13 protein-coding genes are annotated in these 22,140 nt (G+C 73.1%); all 13 read left to right on the top strand.

Translation table 11 applies throughout. From position 1 onward, the window contains the following. A partial coding sequence (locus tag JKV81_RS11765; protein ID WP_202075691.1) for an SDR family NAD(P)-dependent oxidoreductase occupies window positions 1-2,648 on the top strand: 2,648 nt, incomplete at its 5' end. 117 nt (window positions 2,649-2,765) lie between these two features. Beyond that, window positions 2,766-10,193 (top strand): beta-ketoacyl synthase N-terminal-like domain-containing protein, encoded by a 7,428-nt coding sequence (locus JKV81_RS11760; protein ID WP_202075688.1) that lies wholly within the window; start codon window positions 2,766-2,768, stop codon window positions 10,191-10,193. A gap of 28 nt (window positions 10,194-10,221) precedes the next feature. Further along, the gene (locus tag JKV81_RS11755; protein ID WP_124275605.1) at window positions 10,222-11,844 is read left to right on the top strand and encodes a PfaD family polyunsaturated fatty acid/polyketide biosynthesis protein; all 1,623 of its coding nucleotides are present in this window, start codon (window positions 10,222-10,224) and stop codon (window positions 11,842-11,844) included. After that, window positions 11,841-13,739 carry an acyl-CoA dehydrogenase family protein gene (locus tag JKV81_RS11750; protein WP_202075687.1) on the top strand — a complete coding sequence of 633 codons (1,899 nt, stop codon included), beginning with the start codon at window positions 11,841-11,843 and terminating at the stop codon, window positions 13,737-13,739. The genes JKV81_RS11755 and JKV81_RS11750 overlap by 4 nt, the downstream gene beginning before the upstream one ends. After that, window positions 13,736-15,493, top strand: a complete 1,758-nt coding sequence (locus JKV81_RS11745) for an acyl-CoA dehydrogenase family protein (protein ID WP_129266354.1) — start codon at window positions 13,736-13,738, stop codon at window positions 15,491-15,493. The genes JKV81_RS11750 and JKV81_RS11745 overlap by 4 nt, the downstream gene beginning before the upstream one ends. A gap of 22 nt (window positions 15,494-15,515) precedes the next feature. Beyond that, a complete protein-coding gene (locus JKV81_RS11740) occupies window positions 15,516-16,286 on the top strand; it encodes a 4'-phosphopantetheinyl transferase family protein (protein ID WP_202075686.1) in 771 nt (256 codons plus the stop codon). A 170-nt stretch (window positions 16,287-16,456) separates the two neighbouring features. Then, entirely contained in the window at window positions 16,457-17,158 is a 702-nt protein-coding gene (locus tag JKV81_RS11735) for an RNA polymerase sigma factor (protein ID WP_164992732.1), read from the top strand. 5 nt (window positions 17,159-17,163) lie between these two features. Further along, a complete protein-coding gene (locus tag JKV81_RS11730) occupies window positions 17,164-17,574 on the top strand; it encodes an acyl carrier protein (protein ID WP_124275610.1) in 411 nt (136 codons plus the stop codon). Then, window positions 17,567-18,025 (top strand): hypothetical protein, encoded by a 459-nt coding sequence (locus tag JKV81_RS11725; RefSeq protein ID WP_129266357.1) that lies wholly within the window; start codon window positions 17,567-17,569, stop codon window positions 18,023-18,025. The genes JKV81_RS11730 and JKV81_RS11725 overlap by 8 nt, the downstream gene beginning before the upstream one ends. A 4-nt stretch (window positions 18,026-18,029) precedes the next feature. Continuing rightward, window positions 18,030-19,442 carry an aldehyde dehydrogenase family protein gene (locus tag JKV81_RS11720; RefSeq protein ID WP_241748559.1) on the top strand — a complete coding sequence of 471 codons (1,413 nt, stop codon included), beginning with the start codon at window positions 18,030-18,032 and terminating at the stop codon, window positions 19,440-19,442. A gap of 9 nt (window positions 19,443-19,451) precedes the next feature. Beyond that, window positions 19,452-19,931 carry a DUF4188 domain-containing protein gene (locus tag JKV81_RS11715; protein ID WP_124275612.1) on the top strand — a complete coding sequence of 160 codons (480 nt, stop codon included), beginning with the start codon at window positions 19,452-19,454 and terminating at the stop codon, window positions 19,929-19,931. Window positions 19,932-19,938: 7 nt separating this feature from the next. Then, window positions 19,939-21,645 (top strand): acetyl-CoA carboxylase carboxyltransferase subunit alpha, encoded by a 1,707-nt coding sequence (locus tag JKV81_RS36685; protein WP_129266358.1) that lies wholly within the window; start codon window positions 19,939-19,941, stop codon window positions 21,643-21,645. Next, window positions 21,635-22,138 (top strand): acetyl-CoA carboxylase biotin carboxyl carrier protein, encoded by a 504-nt coding sequence (locus JKV81_RS11705; RefSeq protein ID WP_202075684.1) that lies wholly within the window; start codon window positions 21,635-21,637, stop codon window positions 22,136-22,138. The genes JKV81_RS36685 and JKV81_RS11705 overlap by 11 nt, the downstream gene beginning before the upstream one ends. Window positions 22,139-22,140: the final 2 nt, after the last annotated feature.

Below are 22,140 nucleotides of genomic sequence, written 5' to 3'. Positions count from 1 at the left end.
TCCAGATCATGGGTGCGCTCCAGGAGCGTTTCCCGGTCTCCGGTGAGGTCGACCCCGAGCGTATGGGTGAGCTGCGGACGCTGGATGACATCGCCGGCTTCCTCGCCTCCGCCTCCGGTGCGGTCCCCACCCCTGACGGTTCGCCCGTCGAGGTGTCCGCGCCCGCCGTCGAGACCCCCCTCGTCGTCACCTACCCCCAGGCGGCCGGCGTGGGACGTACCTTCGCGGCCGTACGGGAGCTCCCCGCGGTCTGCCGGGTCGTTCGGGCGTACGCCGAGCAGCCCGTCGCCCTCGTCCTCGACGACGGGTCGACGCTGACCCGGCCGCTCGTGGCCGGTCTGCGCGCCGACGGCTGGCGCGTGGAGGTCGTCGTCCTGCCGGGCGTCACCACCTCCACGGAGGCCGACGCCGTCCGCCCGCTCCGTACGTGGGACGAGCAGGAGCTTGCCTCGGCGGTGACAGCCGAACGGCTTGACCTGGTCGTACAGATGGCCGCCGAGGCCGGACAGGAGTGGGCCGGGGTGGCACGCCGCCTGGCGCACACCGTCCTCGTGGCCAAGGTAACCCAGGCCCCGCTCAAGGCCGCCGCCGGCGACCGCGCCGCGTTCGTCGCGGTGACCCGGCTGGACGGCGCCAACGGCTACCGGGGCGGTGGCACCGGATCCGCCCTGCTCGGCGGGGTGAGCGGGCTCGTCAAGACGCTGGCGATCGAGGTCCCGGCGCTCTTCACGCGCACCGTCGACTTCGCTCCCGGCCTCGACGACCGCACCGTGGCCGCGCGCTTCCTGGACGAGATCCACGACGTGTCGTCCGACCTGTCGGACGTGGGCGTCGACCCGGAGGGACGCCGCACGATCGTGCCGTCCGCCGAGCCGCCGGCCGCGCACGTCACGGCCGTACCGGAGATCGGGGCGGGGGATCTGCTCGTCGTCACCGGGGGCGCCCGCGGCATCACCGCGGACTGCCTCCAGGCGCTGGTCCAGGCCCGTCCCGCGGGGCTGCTGCTGCTCGGCCGCAGCCAGGTGACCCCGGAGCCCGCGTGGTCGGCGGGTGCCGAAGGCGCGGCGCTCAAGGGCCTCATCGCCAAGCGGATCACCGCTTCGGGGGAGAAGGCCACCCCGCGCGGCGTCGAGGCGGTCTACCGCGAGGTGACCGGCAGCCGTGAGATCCAGGCCAACCTCGACCGGCTGCGGGCGACCGGCGCCACCGTCGAGTACCTCGTCGTCGACATCACCGATGCCGCCGCCGTCCGTACGGCTCTCGCTCCGTACGCCGCGCGTGTCACCGGTGTGGTGCACGGCGCGGGCGTCCTGGCCGACCGGCTGATCGCCGACAAGACCGGTGACGAGATCGACCGGGTCCTCGGTACGAAGATCGTCGGCCTCGGCAACGTGCTGGACGCCCTCCGTGGCCCGGCCGACCTGCGCCACCTGGTGTTCTTCTCCTCGGTCGCCGGATTCTTCGGCAACCGGGGCCAGTCGGACTACGCCGTCGCCAACGAGGCGCTCAACCGTCTCGCCGTGCGGCTCAGGCAGGAGCTCCCCTCGGCCCGCGTGACCTCCGTCAACTGGGGTGCGTGGGACGGCGGGATGGTCACCGACGACCTGCGCAGGATGTTCGCCTCCCGGGGCGTGGCGCTGGTCCCGGTGGCGACGGGGGCGGGTATGTTCGCCGAGCAGTTCACCGCCGCCCGTGGCCAGGACACGGTGGTCGTCGCCGGCCCGCTCACCCCGCTGTCCGCCCCGCCCGCCGACGGCTCGCCGGCCGCGCCGACGCTGCTCGTCGACCGTACGCTCGCCGACATCTCCGCCGATCCGCTGCTCGCGGACCACACGATCGGCGGCAAGCGGGTGCTGCCCGCCACCGCCGCGCTCGGGGCGCTCGTCAACACCACCGAGCGGGTGACCGGCAGGCCGGTGACCGAGGTCTCCGCGTTCAAGGTCTTCAAGGGCCTCGTGCTGGACGCGGCGCAGGGCGAGGGGGCCGACGCCTCACGGCTGCGGCTGTTCATCGAGCCCGGACCTGCCACCCGGCCGCACGCGATCGAGGTGCTGGCCTCCGCGGTCGACGACGCCGGACGGAGCAGGCCGTCGTACGGGGCGAGCCTCTCCACCGACGTGACCCCGGCGCCCGCGGACCGTACGGACCTCGCCCGTGCCGCGCGTGCCGCGAACCGCACGGACGCCGCACCGCTCTACCGGGACGGCACCCTCTTCCACGGCCCGGCGCTGCGCGGCATCCGCTCGGTGCTGGTCGCGGAGGAAGGACTGCTGCTGCTCGGCGCACGGCTCGGTGACGGGCTGCCGGCGCGCGGCGCCTACCACGGCCGGTTCCACAGCCCGGTCATCGCCGATCTGCTGCTCCAGTCCGCGCTGGTGTGGGTGCGCCGGTTCCGTAACCGCGCCTCCCTGCCGCTGGAGATCGGCAGCGCCCGCTTCCACGCTGAGCTGCCGGCCGACCGGGAGTTCCTGATCGCGGTGGAGAACGTCGTCTCCGGGCCGAGCGGCATCACCTGCACGATCACCGCGCTCGACCAGGAGGGCCGTGTGCTCCAGGTCCTCGACGGTGTGGTGGTCGTGGAGGACGCGCAGCTGGAGGGCAAGTTCGGAGCGGTCGAAAGGACCGGGACCGCGACCGTCTCGGTCTGACGCCCACCCCCTGCCGGGTCCGGCCCCGCCCCCCGGGGCCGGACCCGGCCGTACCACCCCTCCCGACCCCTGACTCCCCGAACCGAACCATGCGGACACCCGGAGGCTGACCCAACCATGGGCAAGTACGCGATCGTCGGCCTGGCCTGCCTCTTCCCGGGGGCCGGGACACCCGACGACTACTGGCGCAACCTGATCGCAGGTGTGGACTCCCGCACCGACGGCGACGACCGTGTCTTCGGGCACACCCCCGAGGCCCGGGAGACCGACCCCGAGGACCGGCACCGCATCTACTGCACCAGGGGCGGATTCCTGGACGAGTACGACGAGGGCGCCGCAGGACTCGACCCGGAGAAGTACCTCCTTCCCGCCGACTACCTGGCCGGCCTGGACCGCTCGTTCCACTGGGCGCTCAAGGTCGCCGGGGACGCGCTGGCCGACGCGGGCCACCCCCTGACCGCGGACGGCCGACAGGGCCGGAGGACCGGGGTGGTGTTCGGTAACTACCCGTTCCCCACCCCGGCCTCCGGCACGTTCGCCGGTGAACTCTGGGACTCCGCCGTGGCCCAGGGCCTCACCGAGGCCGGCCTCCCCGTGCCCGACGGCCTGATCACACCCGGCGCCCCGGATCCGTCCGGCGCGGTCACCGCGCACAACCTCTGGGCGGGCGGCATGCCGGCCCGTGTCGTCGCCGCCGCTCTGGGCCTGGAGGGACCGAGGTTCACCCTCGACGCGGCGTGCTCCTCCGCGCTGTACGCCCTGAAGCTCGCCTGCGCCCACCTGGAGACGGGCCGGGCCGACCTGATGCTCGCGGGGGGTGTCTGCGCACCGGACCCCACCGTGATCCACCTGTCCTTCTCCGACCTGCGCGCCTACCCGCAGGACGGGTTCAGCCAGCCCTTCGACGCCCGCTCCCGGGGCATCGTCACCGGGCAGGGCGCCGCGATGATCGCGGTGAAACGGCTCGCCGACGCCCAGCGCGACGGCGACCGCATCCACGCGGTGATCGACGCCCTCGCCCTGACCAACGACGGCCCCGGCAAACACCTGCTCGCGCCCAACGAGGCCGGCCAGCTCGCCGCGTACGAACTCGCCTACCGGGAAGCCGGTGTCGACCCGTCCGCGATCCAGTACCTGGAGTGCCACGCCACCGGTACACCGCTGGGCGACAGCACGGAACTCGGCGGCGCCGAGGCCTTCTTCGGGCGTGGCCCGCTGCTGGGATCCGTCAAGGCGAACATCGGGCACCTGCTGACCGTGGCCGGCATGTCCAGCCTCCTCAAGGTCGTCCTCTCGCTGTCGCACGGAGTCATACCCCCCACCATCGGTGTGGAGCAGCCGCTGCCCGGCACCATCGCGGACCGGGTCGTCCGGGAAGCCGTGCCCTGGCCGGACCCCGCCCCGGGCGCTCCCCGCCGGGCCGGCGTCTCCGCCTTCGGCTTCGGCGGTACGAACGCCCACGTCGTCCTCTCCGCACCGGAGACACCGGCCGCACCTGCCGGTCGGCCCGCACCGGAGGGCGCTCCCACCGAGCCGCCCCCGCTCGCCGTCATCGGGATGGGCGCCCACTTCGGGTCCTTCGCCACCCTCGACGAGTTCGAACGGGCGGGCTACGACGGGCTCGTCGGCGTACGGTCGCTGCCCGAGCAGCGCTGGCGCGGCTTCGAGACCGTGGAGGGCGGCCCCCTGGACCGGGCGGGTCTCGGCGGGGACGCGGCCCCCGAGGCGGCCTACATCGAGGACTTCGAGGTCGACACCACCTCGTACCGCATCCCGCCCAAGGACCTCGCCCACTTCAACCAGCAGCAGCTGCTGCTGATGCGCGTGGCCGAGGAGGCGTTGCGCGACGCGGGGTTCGAGCGCAAGCGCCCGGGCGGCACGGCCGGCCCGGACGCACGGCGGGTCGGTGTCGTCATCGGCATGGAGATGGAGCCCAGCGCCCACGGCCACGGCTCCCGCTACGAGCTGGGCCGCAAGCTCACCGAGTGGTGCGAGGCAGCGGGCGTCGACCCGTCGCCGCAGCAGCTCGCCGAACTGACCCGGGCCGCGCGCGACGGGGTCCACGACTCCATCGAGCCCAACGAGGTCCTCAGTTACATCGGCAACATCATGGCCAGCCGGGTCTCCTCGCTGTGGAACCTCACCGGCCCCTCCTTCACCCTCTCCTCGGACAGCGCCGTCGGCGTCGAGGCCCTGGACGTCGCCCGGCTGCTGCTGCTCGACCCCACCGTGGAAGCCGTCCTCGTGGGCGCGGTCGACCTCGCGGCCGGCCCGGAGAACACCCTGGCCCGCGAACTGCTCGAACCGGGCACCGTACGGGACGGCCTGCGCATCCTGGGCGAGGGCGCCGGCGCCGTCGTCGTCACCCGTCCCGACACCGTCCCTCAGGGCGGCAGGGTCTACGCCACGGTGGAGTCGATCGCCGTGCACCACGCGCCCGACGTCGCCCCCGGCACGCACGCCGGACTCGTCGAACGCGCCGCCGAGGACGCACTCGCCGCGGCCGGCATCGGCCCGTCGGACGTCGAACTGGTCGAGACCGGCGGGGCGCACCCCGACGAGCTCGACGGCCTGGCCCGCGTCTGGAGCACCGAACGGGCGGGCGGCGAGCTGCGCACCGCCCTGTCCTCGGCCCGCCGGGCCGTGGGCGACACGGGATGCGCCTCCGGGCTCGCCGCGCTCATCCGGGCGGCGCTCTGCCTGCACCACGCCTACTTCCCCGTCGCCCCCGACGGGATCGCGGCGGACGGGACCGACGGCTCGGCGTTCTTCCTGGCCGCCGACTCCCGTCCCTGGCTGCGCTCCCACCGCGAGGGACGGCGCGCCGCCTCCGTCAGCGTCGTCGGCGCGGCCGGCAGCCACGCCCACCTGGTGCTCACCGGCGGCCAGGTGCGCGGCGAGATCACCGAGGCCGACTGGACCCGCTCCGGCGGGGGAGTGGTCGTACCCGTCGGCGCGGACGACTTCGACGGGCTGCTGCGGCGGCTCGGTGAGCTCCGTACCGCGATCGGCGCGGACGAGGCCGGGGACGGCGGCTGGCAGGCGGACTTCGGTGACCGGCCGGCGAAGGTCAAGGCCGTGCTCGTCGCCGACGACCGGGCCGGCCTGCTCCGCCAGATCGACCAGGCCCTCAAGGACCTGCCCGGTGTGTGGCGGTCCGGCGGGGAGTGGACCTCGCCGTCCGGGAGCTGCTTCACCGCACGGCCGATCGGCCCCGACGCCAAGGTCGCCCTGGTGTTCCCGGGTGCGTTCAACTCCTACCTGGGACTGGGGCGTTCGATGTTCCGGGCCTTCCCCGGGCTGCTTCCCCGCTTCGAGGCCCAGGCCGAACTCCCCGCCGAGCTCCTGCGCAGCGCGGCGCTCTACCCCCGCTCCCGCGAGCCCCTGGGCCGACGTGAGCTGATGCGGATGGAGGGCGAACTCGTCGAGGACATCCCGCTGATGCTGGCGGCCGGCACGAGTTACGCCCTGCTCTCCACGGACCTGGTCCGCGAGGTGCTCGGCGTCCCCGTGCACGGATCCTTCGGCTACAGCCTGGGCGAGAGCAGCATGCTCTTCGCCACCGGCGGATGGGTCAAGAGCGCACGCGGGGACGAGAAGATCAGCGCCTCGCCGCTCTTCGACGACATGCTGCGCGGGCCCAAGCGCACCGTCCGCGCCCTGTGGGGGCTGGGCGACGACGTCCCGGACGCGGAGGTGTGGGCCACGCATGTGCTGCTCGCGCCCGCCGACGACGTACGGGCCGCACTGCGCCGCTACGACCGGGTGTTCCTCACCCACGTCAACACGCCGCAGGAGGCCGTCGTCGCAGGCGATCCGCAGCAGTGCCGCGACCTGATCGACGAACTGGACTGCCGCAGCGCCCGTTCGCCCGCCAACCACGTGATGCACTGCCCGGTGGTGGACGGGGTCCTGCCCGAGCTCGCCGACCTCAACCGCTACCCGACCGGCGACGTGGGGGACCTGGTCCTCTACAGCAGCCGGCACTACGCACCGGTGACGGACTTCGACGCGGACGCGGTGGCCGGGAACATCGCGGTCACCCTGCGCGAGACCGTCGACTTCCCCCGGCTGGTCCGGCGGGCGTACGACGACGGCTACCGCTGCTTCATCGAGGTCGGCCCGAGCAGCACCTGCTCGCGGTGGATCCACGAGACCCTGGCCGACGAGCCGCACCTGTCGGTCTCGGTGGACCGGCGGGGCGCCCGCGGGGCGACCGACATCGCCCGGCTGGCGGCCCGCCTCGCCGCCCACGGCATCCCGGTCGACCTCAGCGCCTTCGCGCCCCTCCCGCACAGCGGTCCGCGCCGGTCGCCCGGCCTGCGGCCGTTCCTGGCGGGCGGCGCCCCGGTCCCGCCCCTGGTGGCATCGGCGGCGGCCCCGACGGTGGCCACGCTGCCACGCACCCGGATCCCGGCCGTGGCGGGAGCCGCCCCGCGCGCCGCGACCCCGTCTTCCGCTGCTCCAACTGCCCCGGTACCGGCCGTGGTTCGGTCCGCGTCGGCGACCTCGGCCCCGGGTTTGGCTTCCGCTGCGCCGACTGCCCCGGTACCGGCCGTGGTTCATGCCACCCCGGCCCCCGCCGTGGCCTCCGCCGCGCCGACCGCCCCGGTCACCCCCGCCCCCAGCGCCCCCGCACCCACCGCCCCGCCCGCCCGTCCAGCCGTTCCGGTCGCGGCGCGCCCCGGTCTTCCGGCGGAGGCCGGGCCGGCCCTCGGGGGCGCGGGCTCTCTCCTTGCCGAACCGGCGCCCGGCACGGGCGCCGAAAACTCCACGGAATGGGACACCGCGATGCCGACCCACCCCTCCGCGCAGCCGCCGACGCCAGCCCCCCTGGCGTTGGAAAGGGAGCCCGTCACGATGATTCCGGCCGGTGCCCAGGTGCCGCCCGCCGGCCTGCCCGCCGAGACCCCCCGGACGCCGCCGGTGAGCGCCGTGTTCGGCGCTCCGCTGCCAGTGCCGCCCCCTCCCGCCAGGAGCACGGCGCTCACCGGTGACGAGACCGCGGCCGTCCTGGTGCGCGGGCTGCGCAGCGAGATGCTGGAGGCGCACCGCGAGGTGCTCCAGGCCCAGCGGGAGCTGCGCGACCAGCTCGTCGCGCTGCTCACCGAGGGCGGCACCCCGCCGCCCCGCCCGCCCAAGCCCGAGGGCGTGATCTGGGACGAGCACGACCTCCTGGAGTTCGCCACCGGCAAGGTCGGCAACGTCTTCGGCCCCCGTTTCGCCGAGATCGACGCGCACCGCCGCCGCGTCCGGCTGCCCGCCCCGCCCTACCACTTCGCGACCCGGGTCACCGCCCTGGAGGCCGAGCCGGGAGAGTTCAAGCCCTCGTTCATCCGTACCGAGTACGACGTACCGGTGGACGCCTGGTACGCCGTCGACGGCCAGGTCCCCCCGGCCGTCACCATCGAGGCCGGCCAGTGCGACCTGCTGCTCATCAGCTACCTGGGGGCCGACTTCACCAACCGCGGTGACCGGGTCTACCGCCTGCTCGACAGCAGCCTCAGCTTCGTCGGCGACCTGCCCCGCGTCGGCCAGACCCTGCGCTACGACATCTGGATCGACCAGTTCGTACGCCAGGGGGACACCCTCCTCTTCTTCTTCCACTACGACTGCTACGCCGACGGGGAACTGATCCTCAAGCTCAACAACGCCTGCGCCGGCTTCTTCACCGACGAGGAGCTGGAGAGCTCCCTCGGCATCCTGGAGGCCAAGGTCCGCCCGCCCGTCGGCGACGGCACCTTCTCCGGCTCCAGCGCCTTCAAGCCGCTGGCCCGCACCGAGCGCACCGCGCTGGGCCCCGCCGACCTGGCGCACCTCGCCGAAGGCCGGATCGCCGACGTGTTCGGACCGGGGCACGGCCAGCCCGCCGGCTGCAACACCTCGCTGCGGCTCCCCACCGAGCGGCTCCGGATGGCCGACGAGATCACCGTCCTGGACCGCAAGGGCGGCGCCGCGGGCCTCGGACGTATCGAGGCCGTGAAGCATCTCGTGCCGGACGGCTGGTACTTCACCAGCCACTTCCCGGACGACCCGGTACTCGCCGGCTCGCTGGTCGCGGAGGGCGCCGTCCAGCTCCTGGAGGTGTACGCGCTCTCCCTCGGGCTGCACCTGTCGTTCCCCGACGCCCGCTTCCAGCCCGTCCCCGACCTGCGGACCGAGGTCAAGGTCCGGGGCCAGATCACCCCGGAGCACGACAGGATCGAGTACCGCGTCGACATCACCTCCCTCACCCTGGTGCCGCGCCCCGCCATCACCGCCGACGTCGTCGTCCTGCGCGACGGCAAGCCGTCCATCGGCGTCACCGGGCTCGGCATCCGGCTGGTGGAGAAGCCGGGCGCGCGCTACCGCCCCGAGACCGGCGGAACGGTCCCGCACTTCCTCGGCCGGCTGAGCCCGGCGAGCGGGAAGCCCGCGCTGCTCAGCGAGTTCCACATGGCGCACGCCGCCAAGGGCGACCTGGCCACGGCGATGGGGCCCGAGTTCGAGGTCTACGCCGACAGCCGCGCCCCGTACATCCCCAACGGCGACTTCCTCTTCGTCGACCGGGTCATGGAGCTGGAGGGCACCCGGGGCGTCCTCAAGCGCGGGGCCGTCATGGTCACCGAGTACGACTCGCCGGACGACGCCTGGTACTACGACCACAACGGGCACCCGCACATGCCCAACTGCGTCCACATGGAGTCCAGCCTCCAGGCGGCCATCCTGCTCGGCTACTACCTCGGCGCCACCCTGCCCTTCCCCGAGGAGCAGTTCAGCATCCGCAACCTCGACGGCCGCGCCACCCTGGTCAAGGACGTCGACCTGCGCGGCAAGACCATCCAGCACCGGTCGACGCTGCTCTCCAGCGACCAGATGCCGGGCTCCATCCTGCAGAACTACAGCTACGAACTGTCCGCCGACGGCGAGGTCTTCTACCGGGGCGAGTCGCTCTTCGGCTACTTCAGCGCCAAGGCCCTGGAGAACCAGGTCGGCCTCGACAAGGGCACGCACGTGGCGCCCTGGATCGACCGTCAGCCCTCCCGGCCCGCACAGACCCGCCGCGTCGACCTCGCGGCCTACCGGGCCGCCGAGGCGACCCGCCCCGGGCCCCGGATCGGCCGGGACCACCTCGACCTCGTCCAGTGGGTCGACGTCCTGCCCGGCGGCGGCGACCACGGCCAGGGCTATCTGCGCGGCCACCGCACGATCCGCCCCGACGACTGGTACTTCTCCTGCCACTTCCACCGCGACCCGGTGATGCCCGGCTCGCTCGGCGTCGAGTCCCTGCTCCAGGGCCTCCAGGTCTACGCCGTGGAGACCGGCCTCACCGACGGCCTGGTCAACCCCCGCTTCGCCCTGCTCTCCGAAGCGGAGACGACCTGGTCCTACCGCGGCCAGATCCTGCGCGACGACCCCGAGATGGAGTTCGACGTGCACATCAAGGAGGTGCGCCGCGCACCGGGCCGGATCCAGCTGCTCGGCGACGCGAGCGTCTGGAAGTCCACCCTGCGGATCTACCAGCTCGGTGGCATCGGCATCGAGATCCACCACGACCAGGCCTGATCCGCGTACGACCGACAGGAGACGCAGCATGACCACCGATCAGCACCGGCCGCGGTGGGCCGGGCCGGCAGACCCGGCCGTCGGCGACACCGGGGTCTACGACACCCTGATGCGCCTGGACGAACCCGTCTACATCGTGCGCGGGCCGTACGGACTTGGCGCGGCCGCCGGCGGGACGCTCACCGGCGACGGCCCCCACGAAGTGGTCGCCGCCGCGCCCCCGCTCGGCCCCGAACGCCTCGGCAGCGCCCGGTTCCTCGCCGCCCACGGCCTCCAGCAGGCGTACATGAGCGGTGCCATGGCCAACGGCATCGCCTCCGCCGACCTCGTCATCGCGATGGCCCGCGCGGGCTTCCTCGGCTCCTACGGAGCGGCCGGACTGCTCCCCGAAGCCGTGGAGAAGGCGCTGATCCGCTTCCGCGACGAGATCCCCGGCCTCGGCTACGCCTGCAACCTCATCCACAGCCCGAGCGAGGACCGCCTCGAACGGACCGCCGTCGACCTCTTCCTCACGTACGGCGTGCCCTGCGTGGAGGCGTCCGCCTTCCTCAAACTGACGCCGCACCTGGTGCGTTACCGGCTCGCGGGACTGCGGGCCGGCGGGCCGGACGGGGTCATCGCCTCGAACCGGGTCATCGCCAAGATCTCCCGCACCGAGACCGCCGAACTCTTCATGCGGCCCGCCCCCGAGGCCATGGTGCGGGGGCTGCTCGCGGACGGCCTCATCACCGAGGAGCAGGCACGCCTCGCCTCCCGGGTGCCGCTCGCCGACGACATCACCGTCGAGGCGGACTCCGGCGGCCACACCGACCGCCGGCCGCTCCCCGCCCTGCTGCCCGTCATCATGCGGCAGCGCGACGCGATCATGCAGGAGGCGGGCTACGCCGAGCGCATCCGGATCGGGGCGGCCGGCGGCATCGGCACCCCGGACGCGGCGGCCGCCGCGTTCGCGATGGGCGCCGACTACGTGGTGACCGGATCGGTCAACCAGTCCTGTGTGGAGGCGGGTACCTCGCCGCGCGTCAAGGAGATGCTCGCCCAGGCCGGCATCGCCGACTTCGACATGGCCCCCGCCGCCGACATGTTCGAGATGGGCGTCGAGCTCCAGGTCCTCAAGCGCGGCACGTTCTTCCCGATGCGCGCCAAGCAGCTGTACGACCTCTACCGCACGTACGACGGAATCGAGGGGCTGCCCCAGGACGTACGGGCCCGGGTCGAGCAGCAGATCTTCCGGCGGCCCCTGGACAGCGTCTGGGAGGAGACCGCCGAGTACTTCGCGCGCCGCGATCCCGGCCAGCTCGCACGGGCCGAAGGCCACCCCAAGCGGCGGGCGGCGCTCGTCTTCCGCTGGTACCTGGGGATGGCCTCGCGCTGGGCGAAGACCGGCGAGGCCGACCGGGCGGTGGACTACCAGATCTGGTGCGGACCCGCGATGGGCAGCTTCAACTCCTGGGTGCGCGGGACGTATCTGGCGGCACCCGAGCACCGCAGGGTCGCCGACGTGGGGCGGCAGATCATGAAGGGCGCGGCCTTCCACCAGCGCCTCGCCATGCTGAGGGCGGCCGGCGTCGCCTTCCCCGCCGGCATCGCGACCCGCCCGTCCCCGGAGGACTCCGCGCCCCGTGACTCCTCCGTCGGGGTGGGGCAGTGACCGTCGTCGACACGCCCTCCCCGGCCGCCGTGCCCGCCCACGCGGTGCCGGCGGCCCCGGCCGGGGCCTTCGCCGGGGCGGAGCGCCTGGACCGGCTGCTCGGCGACCCCTGGTCGCCGGAGAACCCGTACGGCTTCGCGGCGGGCGTGGCCCGGGACGCCGCCGAGGAGTACCCGCACGAGGCCGAGGCCCGGCTCCGCGCTGAGGACTTCCACCTGTGCCACCTCCCCGGCGCCCTCGGCGGGACCCTCCGCTCCTTCGAGGACACCCAGCTCCTGGTCCGGGTCGCCGCCCGGCGAGACGTCAACGTCATGCCCGCCACCATGTTCAGCATCTCGGCGGTCATGACCGTGCTCGCCGCCGGCACGGAGGCCCAGCACGAGGTCGTCGCCCGCTGGCTGCGCGAAGGCCGCACCATCGCCTTCGGGTTCTCCGAGGAACAGGCCGGCAGCGATGTGCTCGCCAACAGCTGCGCGCTGACCCCCGAAGGACTGCTGAACGGTACGAAGTGGCTGGTGGGCCGGGGGAGTTCGGCCGACGCCGCGGTGATCGTGGCGCGTACCGCTCCACGCGGTGCGGGTGCCTTCACCGCCGTACTGCTGGGACCGGAGGAGCTCTCCGCCCACCAGGTGACGCGGCACGCACCGCAGCGCACCACCGGGATGCGCGGCATCGACTTCGCCGACCTGGAGTTCGACGGCCTGCCCGTACCGCCGCAGGCCGTCGTCGGTGACACCGGCAGCGGTCTGGCGGGCGCGCTGCGCGCCCAGCAGATCGTCCGGCTGATGAGCACGGCCGGCTGCCTCGCCACCGCGGACACCGCGCTGCGCACGGCGCTCCGGTTCGCCGAGGAGCACCGCACCGGCGGCGAACGCGTGGCCGGCACCCCGTACGGCGCACGTGAACTCGCCCTGGCCGCAGCCGAGCTGATCGCCGCCGACCTCGCCGTGCTGACCGCCGCCCGCCAGGTGCACGTCGCGCCCGGCGCGTTCGGCCTGGCCTCCGCCGTCGTCAAGCACACCGCCGTCCGTCTCACCGCCTCCTGCGTCAGCCGCTCGCACGCCCTGATCGGCGCACGGGCGGTCCTGCGGGACGGCCCCGGCGCCGTACTCGACAAGGCGGTCCGCGACAACGCGATGGTCGCGGTCATCGACACCAGCGTGCTGGGCAACCTGCGCGCCCTCGCGATGCACCTCCCCGCGTACGCGCCCGCCTTCCCGGACGACCCGGCCGCCACCACCGAGCCGGACGGCCCGGCGGGGGAGCGGCTGCGCGCGGTGTTCGCCCTGGGCGAGGCCGACCGGCTGCCCCCACTGGACCCCGCCGCACTGGACCTGGGCGTACGGCCCAAGGACGACGTGCTGCTCGGCTTCGCCGCGTACGCCGGGGCGATCGGCCGGGAGCTGAGCCGGCGCGGCGAGGACCGGGCGGCCGAGCTGGTCGCCGGGGTGCGCTCGGCGCTGGCCGCCGTCGTCCACAACACGGCCGCCGCCCAGCGCGACCGCGCCCGCTCGGCGAAGGTCTCCCCGGAGACCCTGGACCTCGCGGGCCGGTTCTGCCTGCTCCACACGGCGGCCACCGCGGCCCTGACCTGGTGGCACCACCGGGACGGGGACGGCCTCTACGGCGCAGCCCCCGGCGACACCTCCTGGCTCGTCGCCGTACTGGCGCTGCTGACCACCCTCGCCGACGGCCGCGACCCGCGCACCGCGCCGTACGGGGACCTCGCCCCGGCCGGGCGTCTGGCCACCGGACTCGACGCGGCGCGGCGCCTGTTCACCGCGCTGCCGGTCCGGCTGAGCGACACATCGACGAACAGCGGCACGTCCACGAACAGCGACACGCCCATGAAGAGCGACACGAGCGACGAGAACGAGGAGGCCGACGAGCGATGACCGATCTGCAGGCCCTCATGGCCGACCTGGAACGCCACATGGGCGACCCCTTCGACGACGACGGCCCCCTGCCCTTCAGCCGCGTGCTGGAACTGGACGAGCGGGAGACGTACCCCGACGAGTTCGTCGACCTGCTCGCCTCCTGGGGGCTGTACGACTGGAGCATCCCCGTCGAGAGCGGCGGCCGGGCCGTCGACATCCAGGACGGCTTCAACCTCTACCGGCTGGTCGCCCGCCGCGACCCGACCACCGCGACCGCCATGGTCATCAGCACCATCAGCTTCATGCCGCTCTGGGTCGCCGGCACACCGGAGCAGCGCAAGCACTTCGCCGACCTCATCAAGAGCGGGTCGAAGCTCGCATGGGGCCTCTCCGAACGCGAGCACGGCAGCGACATCCTCGCCAACGCCACCACCGCCCGCAGGACCGAGGGCGGCTGGCTGCTCGACGGGGAGAAGTGGACGATCGGGAACGCCACCGTCGCCGACGTCGTGATGGTCTTCGCCCGTACGTCGGAGAAGGGCGGCCCGGGCGGATACTCCATCTTCGCCGTCGAGAAGGGGCTGCTCGCGGAGGGACAGTGCGAACCCCTGCCGCACGAGCCGCTGCACGGCCTGCGCGGTCTGGACATGAGCGGGGTCCGGCTGCGCGACTGCTTCGTTCCCGACACCGCCGTCGTGGGCAAGGCCGGCCAGGGCCTCGAAGTGGCCCTGAAGAGCAGCCACCTGGTCCGCATCGCCATCACCAGCATCGCCATGAGCTGCGCGGACACCGCACTGCGCGCCACCCTCGACTTCGCGACCCGCCGCATGATCTTCGGCGCGCCGGTCTCCGAGGTGCCCTACTCCCAGCGCCAGCTCGTGGAGAGCTACGCCGACCTCCTCGTCGCCGACGCGCTGACCACCGGCGCGATCCGCAGCCTCCAGCTCACCCCGGAGCAGTCGAGCATCTGGTCCTCGGTGGTGAAGTACTTCGTCCCCACCCTGCTCCAGGAGACGCTGGCCAGGCTCGCCATCGTGCTGGGCGCCCGCCACTACCTGCGCACCCACCCCCGCTACGGGGTCTTCCAGAAGGCCGTACGGGACTGCGCGGTCGCCGACTTCGCCGACGGCAACACCGTCGTGAACCTGAAGAACATCGCCCTCCAGCTCGGGAACCTCCTGGACACCGCGGTCACCCAGGACCCCGACAAGGTCGCGGGCGCGGTGGAGCGCACCCGTGCCCTCTTCGACCCCGCCCACCCCATGAAGCCCTACCGGCCCGCCGAACAGCAGCTGTTCAGCCGCGGTGTCGACGACCCGGTGCTCGCGCTCCGCTCGGCCGTCGACGACCTGCACCAGGCCGCGGCAGCCGCCACCGGGACCGACGCGGCCCGGCTGGCCGCCGCTGCCGACGCGGCGGGATCCCTCGCCGACGAACTGGACCGCATCGCCGCCGAGCACCGCAAGCTCTTCTCCGACCTCGGCAAGAGCGCCGGCCAGTCCGCCGAACTGTACGACCTGGCCAAGCAGTACACCTTCGTCTCCGCGGCGGCAGCCGTCGTCCACCTCCATCTGCACGGCCACGACAGCGTCCACCCGGAACTGCGCTCCCCGGCGGTCCTGCTGGTCTGCCTGGAGCGGCTGCTCAAGCGTTTCCACCCCACCGTGAGCGTGGCCGGACCCCGGGAGATCGCCGAGGTCGCGGACGCACTCACCGCCGCGCACCGTGAGGGCCGCCTCTTCTCGTTCCGGTCCTTTTCCGTCAACTGGTGAACCAAGGAAGGAGACCGAGCCCATGGACTGCACGGCACCGTTCGCCGACCCGCTCGCCGACACGGCCGAGGTCTGGCTGCTGGCGGAGGAGGACGTGGACCGGTTCGCCGAGGCGACGGGCGGCGCCGCGCTGCTGACGGACGAGGAACGGGCCCGGCACGACCGGCTCCTGTTCCCGGCCGCCCGCCGGCGCTTCCTCGGCGCCCGGCTCCTGTCCCGCCAGGTCCTCTCCCGGTACGCCGACGTGGCACCGGACTCATGGCGCTTCAGGACCGGCACCTACGGCCGCCCCGAGGTCGAGGGCTGCGCCTGGGGGCTCGACTTCAACATCACCCACACCAACGGTCTGATCGCGGCCATCGTGGTCCGCGGCCGGACCGCCGGTGTGGACGCCGAGATCACCCCGGCCAAGCCCGAGGCGATGCAGTTCGCGCCGAAGGTGTTCACCCCGCTGGAGAACGAGGTCCTGCGCCGCAACCGGGAGGGCCAGCGGGGCCACGCCTTCGCCGACTCCTGGGTGGCCAAGGAGGCGTACACGAAGGCCACCGGCATGGGCATGTGCCGGGGCTTCGACGCCTTCTCCGTCCACCGGCTCAGGGACGGCGGCCTGGCCGTCGTCGACGAGGACATCCCCGAGACGGAGCGGGACCTGTGGCAGGTCCAGGTCCTCCAGGTGTGGGACCGCTTCGCGCTCGGCGTGGCGATCCGGGCCGACCGGAGCGACACGGGCCCCCTCCCGGTCCGGCTCCGCTCCGCGATCCCCGACCTGCTGCCGGAGGAGGCGCGCTCATGACCGGTGCGGCCCGCGACCGGCGCTGTCCACCTCTGGCCGGTCCCCTACCTGAAGGCGTATCCGCTTGCCCCGCGCGCCCCCCAGCGGATTCCATGGGCGTACTCCCCTCGACGCCGTCGAAATCCTCGCACCATCCCCCCGCACCATCCCCCCTCACGAAGGGAATTCCCATGCCCCGTAAAGCGAACGCGGAACTGCTGGCGGGGTGCGCACGTGGCGAGCAGGAATCCTGGGACGCCATGGTGGAACGATTCGGCAGACTCGTCTGGTCCGTCGTGCGCAGCCACCGGATGAGCGATGTCGACGCCGAGGACGTCCGCCAGCTGACCTGGTTACGACTGGTCCAGAACGTCGAGCGGATCCGCGACCCCGAAAGGGTCGGGGACTGGCTCGCCACCGTCGCGCGCCGGGAATCCCTCAAGGTCCTCTCGCGCCGGAAACGACTCGTCATGGTCGGTGACAGCGAGACCCTCGACGGACTCTCCGGCCACAGCGAGAGCCCCGAGCAGATCACCCTGCGCGCCCAGCGCAGGGAGGACGCCCAGCGGGCCATCGACACGCTCTCCGAGCAGTGCCGCGGCGTGCTGATGCTGGCCCTCGCGGACCCGCCGGCCTCCTACGACGAGATCTCCACGGCACTGGCCATGTCGGTCGGGTCCGTGGGCCCCATACGCACCCGCTGCCTGCGCAGACTGCGCCGCGCGCTCGCCGCCGCGGACGCCGGTGAACGTGTTCCGGCGGTGCTGGGCCACGCCCGCTGCCCCCTCGCATCAGCACATGCGGACGTGTCCGGTCCGCGGCACCGGAAGGCTCTGGTGGGGGGAGGCCCCGAAGCTGCGGCCGGACAGGCCGGGCAGGCCGGACAGGAGTGACGCGCATGTCCCACTACGACGTGAACGAACTGGTGCGGTCGATCGTCATCGACACACTGGGAATCCCCACGGACCTGTACAGCACGGATCTGGTCTTCTCCGCCGATCTCGGCCTGGAATCACTGGATCTGCTCGACATCTTCTTCCGTATCGAATGCACCGCGCCCGTCATTCTCTCCGTGGAGAAATGCGGGCGGTATCTCCAGGGAGCGGTTCCCGACACGGAGTTCTGCGACGCCCGCGGAATCATCAGCGGACGCGGAATGGAACAGCTCACCACCGTGATGCCCCAGCTCGACGCGGTCCGGTGGGACGGAAAGCTCACCCTCGACCGCATGCTCGCCGAAATGACCATCGGAAACCTCATCTCGATGGTCGAGAACCTCCTGGCCGAAGGGCAGGCGGCCCATGCCTGACCCCGGGAAACCCGCGGCCGGCGACGGGGGCCGGCCGCCCGCCGGGACCGACAGCGTCCTCCGGGTGGGCAGTTACGGCGTCGACACCGGCGCCGTCGAGCGGCTCGTCGCCTGGCACGGCCCCGGGGCCCTCCAGCTCTCCTCGGGCGGCGGCGCCGGCGGAAGCTTCACCACCGGCGGCTCCGCCGTCGCCTGGGCGCTGCGGCAGGCCGCCCTGCGCGCCCTCGCCGCACCGCCGAGGATCGCCTCCCGCTGGAACGACATCTCCCTGCGCGGCACCGACGAGGGCCCCTGGACCCTGGTCTTCCGGGGCGAGCTGGCCCGGTTCGCCGAGCGCGTCCTGCACGGGGACGTCTCCCTGTCGGTGACCTCCGGCCCCGGCCGCGTCACCGCCCACGCCGTCCTCACCCGTGCCGGCACCCCCGACCCTTCTCCCGAGAATCCGAGGTAACCAGGTGAGCACCGTCACCGAAACCGGCCTGCTGACGAGCCGCGAGATCATCACGGGCGAGGAGCTGGGCAGCGTCCCGCTCGCCACCTCCGGCGCCGTCCTCTCGGCGGCCCGCCGGGCGGCCGCGGCCGCCCCGGGCTGGGCCGCCACCCCGGCCGCCGAACGGGCCGCGATCCTGGACCGGGCCGCGGACCTGCTGCTCGAACGCGCCCAGGAGGCCCAGGACCTGCTGGTCAGGGAGGGCGGCTCCATCACCGGCAAGGCCTTCTACGAGGTCCACGCCGGCGCGGCGGAACTGCGCCACGCCGCCCAGCTCGCCACCGCACCCCAGGCCCCGCACGGCCCCGGCTCCGACCCGGGCCGGGACACCGAGGTGCGGCGCGTCCCGCTGGGCGTCGTCGGCGTCATCGTGCCCTGGAACTTCCCGGTGCTGCTGGGCATGCGCTCGGTCGCCCCCGCTCTCGCCCTGGGCAACACCGTCCTGCTCAAGCCCGACCCCCACACCCCGTTGAGCGGCGGCCGCCTCTTCGCCGAGGTGCTGGCGGCGGCCGGACTGCCCGAGGGCGTCCTGGAGGTGGTCCACGGCGACGCCGACGCGGGCGCCGCACTCGTCCGGTCGCCCGACGTCTCCATGGTGTCCTTCACCGGATCGACCGAGGTGGGCCGCGAGATCGGCGCCACCGCGGGACGGCTGCTCAAGCGCGTTGTCCTCGAACTGGGCGGGCAGAACGCCTATGTCGTCCTGCCCGACGCCGACATCGAGGCCGCCGCCTCCGCCGGCTCCTGGGGCTCCTTCCTGCACCAGGGCCAGATCTGCATGGCAGCCCGGCGCCACCTGGTCCACAGGGACGTCGTGGAGAGCTACACCGAGGCGCTGGCCCGCCGCGCCGCGGCCCTGCGCATCGGGGACCCGTACCGTACGGACGCCCAGATCGGCCCCGTCATCGACCGGGGCCAGCTCACCCGGATCGCCACCGCGGTCGAGGACGCCGTCGCGCAGGGGGCCCGCCTGGTCACCGGCGGCACGGTGCAGGGGCAGTTCTTCCCGCCGACCGTGCTGGCCGACGTGACCCCGAAGATGTCCGTCTTCCACGCCGAGGTGTTCGGGCCGGTGGCGACCGTGACCTCCTTCGCCGACGAGGAGGAGGCCGTGGAGCTCGCCAACACCTCCGACTACGGGCTCACCGCCGCCGTCTACACCTCGGACGCCGAGCAGGGCCGCGCCCTGGCCTCCCGGCTGCGCTGCGGTGTCGTCCACGTCGGCGACCAGACGGTCAACCACGACCCCCACCTGCCGTTCGGCGGGGTCGGCGCCTCGGGCAACGCGTCCGGGTTCGGCGGTCAGGCGGCGATCGACGCCTTCACCCGCTGGCACACCCTCACCGTCAGCAGTCCCGCGCGCTCCTACCCCTTCTGAGAGGAAACCATGGATCTCAAGGTCGTCACCGAACCGCGCATCGCCTCGGCACCCGAGGGCACGGTGGTGCTGCTGATCGGCACCCGTATCAACAAGTTCTGGATGGTGCACCGCTGGGTGCCCGTCATCGCCTCGATGATCCCGATGCTGATCGAGCTGAAGAAGAACAAGGACCACGGATTCCTGTACTCGCGGGCCTGGTTCAACCGGACCGTGATCATGCTCCAGTACTGGCGCAGCATGGACGACCTGATGCGCTACTCGCACAACACCACGGGCAAGCACCGCTCGATGTGGGCCTGGTTCAACCGCGCGGTGCGCAACGACGGCGCCGTCGGCATCTTCCACGAGGCCTACATCGTCGACCCGGCCCGCATGCACACCGTGTACCGGAACATACCCGAGTTCGGGATCGCGGCCGCCACGGAGTCGGTGCCGCAGCGCAAGAGCCCCTCCGTGCCCGGCGCCACCGGTTCCGGGAAGGCGTGAGACGGCCGTGCGCCAGGAACAGGAGCCGGTACGCGCCGGCCAGGACGTGCAGTGGCGCCGGTGCGGGGCCTGCGGGGCCTTCGTCTACGGCAAGAGGCTCGACCGGAACCTCAAGGTGTGCCCGGAGTGCCAGTTCCACTTCCGTATCTCTCCGGACACCCGCATCCGGCAGCTCGCCGACCCGGACAGCTTCCGGCCCCTGCCCGCCGACTACGAGCCGCGCGACCTGCTCGACTTCAGCGACAGCAAGCCGTACCCCGACCGGCTGCGCGACGCCCGGGCCAGGACGGGGCGCAACGACGCCCTGGTCGCCGGTGAACTGACGATCGAGGGGCACGGCCTGGTCGTCGCCGCCGTCGACTTCAGCTTCATGGGCGGCAGCATGGGCGCCGTCGTCGGCGAGGGCATCGCGGCCGCGGCCCGGCACGCCCTCGCCCGGCGGCTGCCGCTCCTGCTGATCGCCGCGTCCGGCGGCGCCCGTATGCAGGAGGGCGCCGTCTCCCTGATGCAGATGGCCAAGACCGCCCAGTGGGTCGCCGCGCTGCGCGAGGCGGGGCTGCCGGTCGTCAACCTCAACACCGACCCGACCTTCGGCGGCGTCAGCGCCTCCTTCGCCATGCTCGGCGACGTCATCCTCGCCGAGCCCGGCAGCCTCATCGGCTTCGCGGGGCCGCAGGTCATCCGCAACACCATCCGCGAGGAACTGCCCCCCGGCTTCCAGAGCGCCGAGTTCCTCCTCGAGCACGGCATGATCGACGCGGTCGTCCCGCGCGAGAACCAGCGGGAACACCTCGCACGGCTGCTGTCCCTGTTCGGCCCGTCCGTGCCCGAACTCCCTGAACCCGGGGGAGCCGAACCGCTCACCGAGCCCCTCCCGGCGCTCCGCGGCGCCCGTGAGACCGTCGCGCTCGCCCGGAACACCGGCCGGCCCACCGCCGCCGACTACATCGGGTACGTCTTCGACGCGTTCATGCCCCTGCGCGGTGACCGGGTCTGCGCCGACGACCAGGCCCTGCTCGGCGGGATCGCCCGGCTCGGCGGTCAGAGCGTCGTCGTACTCGGCCACCAGAAGGGCCACGACACCGCCGAGCTCGTCCGCAGCAACTTCGGCATGCCGAACCCCGAGGGGTACCGCAAGGCGCTGCGGCTGATGCGGCTCGCCGAGCGGTTCGGGCTGCCCGTCGTCGCCCTGGTCGACACCCCGGGCGCCTTCCCCGGCATCGGTGCCGAGGAGCGCGGCCAGAGCCTCGCCATCGCCGAGTGCATCCTCGAACTCTCCCGGATCCGGGTCCCGGTGGTCTCCGTGGTCACCGGTGAGGGCGGCAGCGGCGGGGCGCTCGCCCTCGGCGTCGCCGACACGGTGCTCATGCTCCAGAACGCCTACTACTCGGTGATCAGCCCCGAGGGCTGCTCGACGATCCTCTTCGGCACCGCCGAGCACGCCGGACGTACCGCCGACGCCCTGCGCCTGACCGCGTCGGACCTGCTGCGCCTCGGTGTCGTGGACGCGATCGTCCCCGAACCGCCGGACAGCGCGCACAGCGCGCCCCACCCCACCGCGCTCAATGTGAAGACCGCTCTGGTGCGCGCCCTCACCCCGCTCCTCGAACTGCCGGGCGACCGGCTCGTGGAGCTGCGCAGGGAACGCTACGACCGTTTCGGGCACCCCGAACACCAGCCGGTAGTCGACTGGGAGGACCACGATGACCACTGAGACGACGACCGCCGCCGACACGATGACGGTCGAGGAACTGCGCACCCAGACCAGGCTGCTCGCCGGCGAACTGCCCGGCACCCTGCGCCGGATCACCCTCAAGGCCGGCGGGATCAGCGTCGACGTCGAGTGGGAGACGGCCCCCGCGCCAACCCCCGCGGCAGCCCTCGCCACAGCCCCCGCCGGGGTCCAGCCCGCCGCCCCCGCCCCTCCGGCCGCCGCCCCCGCCGACCCGGACCGGCCCGCCGGCCTCGTCCAGGTCACCGCACCTCTGGTCGGCACCTTCTACCAGGCGTCCTCACCCGGTGGCGAGCCGTTCGTCCAGGTCGGCGACATCGTCGAACCCGGACACCAGCTCGCGATCATCGAGGCGATGAAACTGCTCAACTCCATCACGGCCGACGTCCGGGGCCGGGTGCACGCCGTGCACCCGCAGGACGGCGAGGTCGTCGAGTACGCCCAGCCCCTGTTCGACCTCGTCCCCGTCGACTGAGC

The organism is Streptomyces silvae (assembly GCF_016745505.1).
Taxonomy (GTDB): domain Bacteria; phylum Actinomycetota; class Actinomycetes; order Streptomycetales; family Streptomycetaceae; genus Streptomyces; species Streptomyces silvae.
The sequence above is the reverse complement of the archived record's forward strand: the minus strand, read 5'-3'. Positions and strand labels throughout refer to the sequence as shown.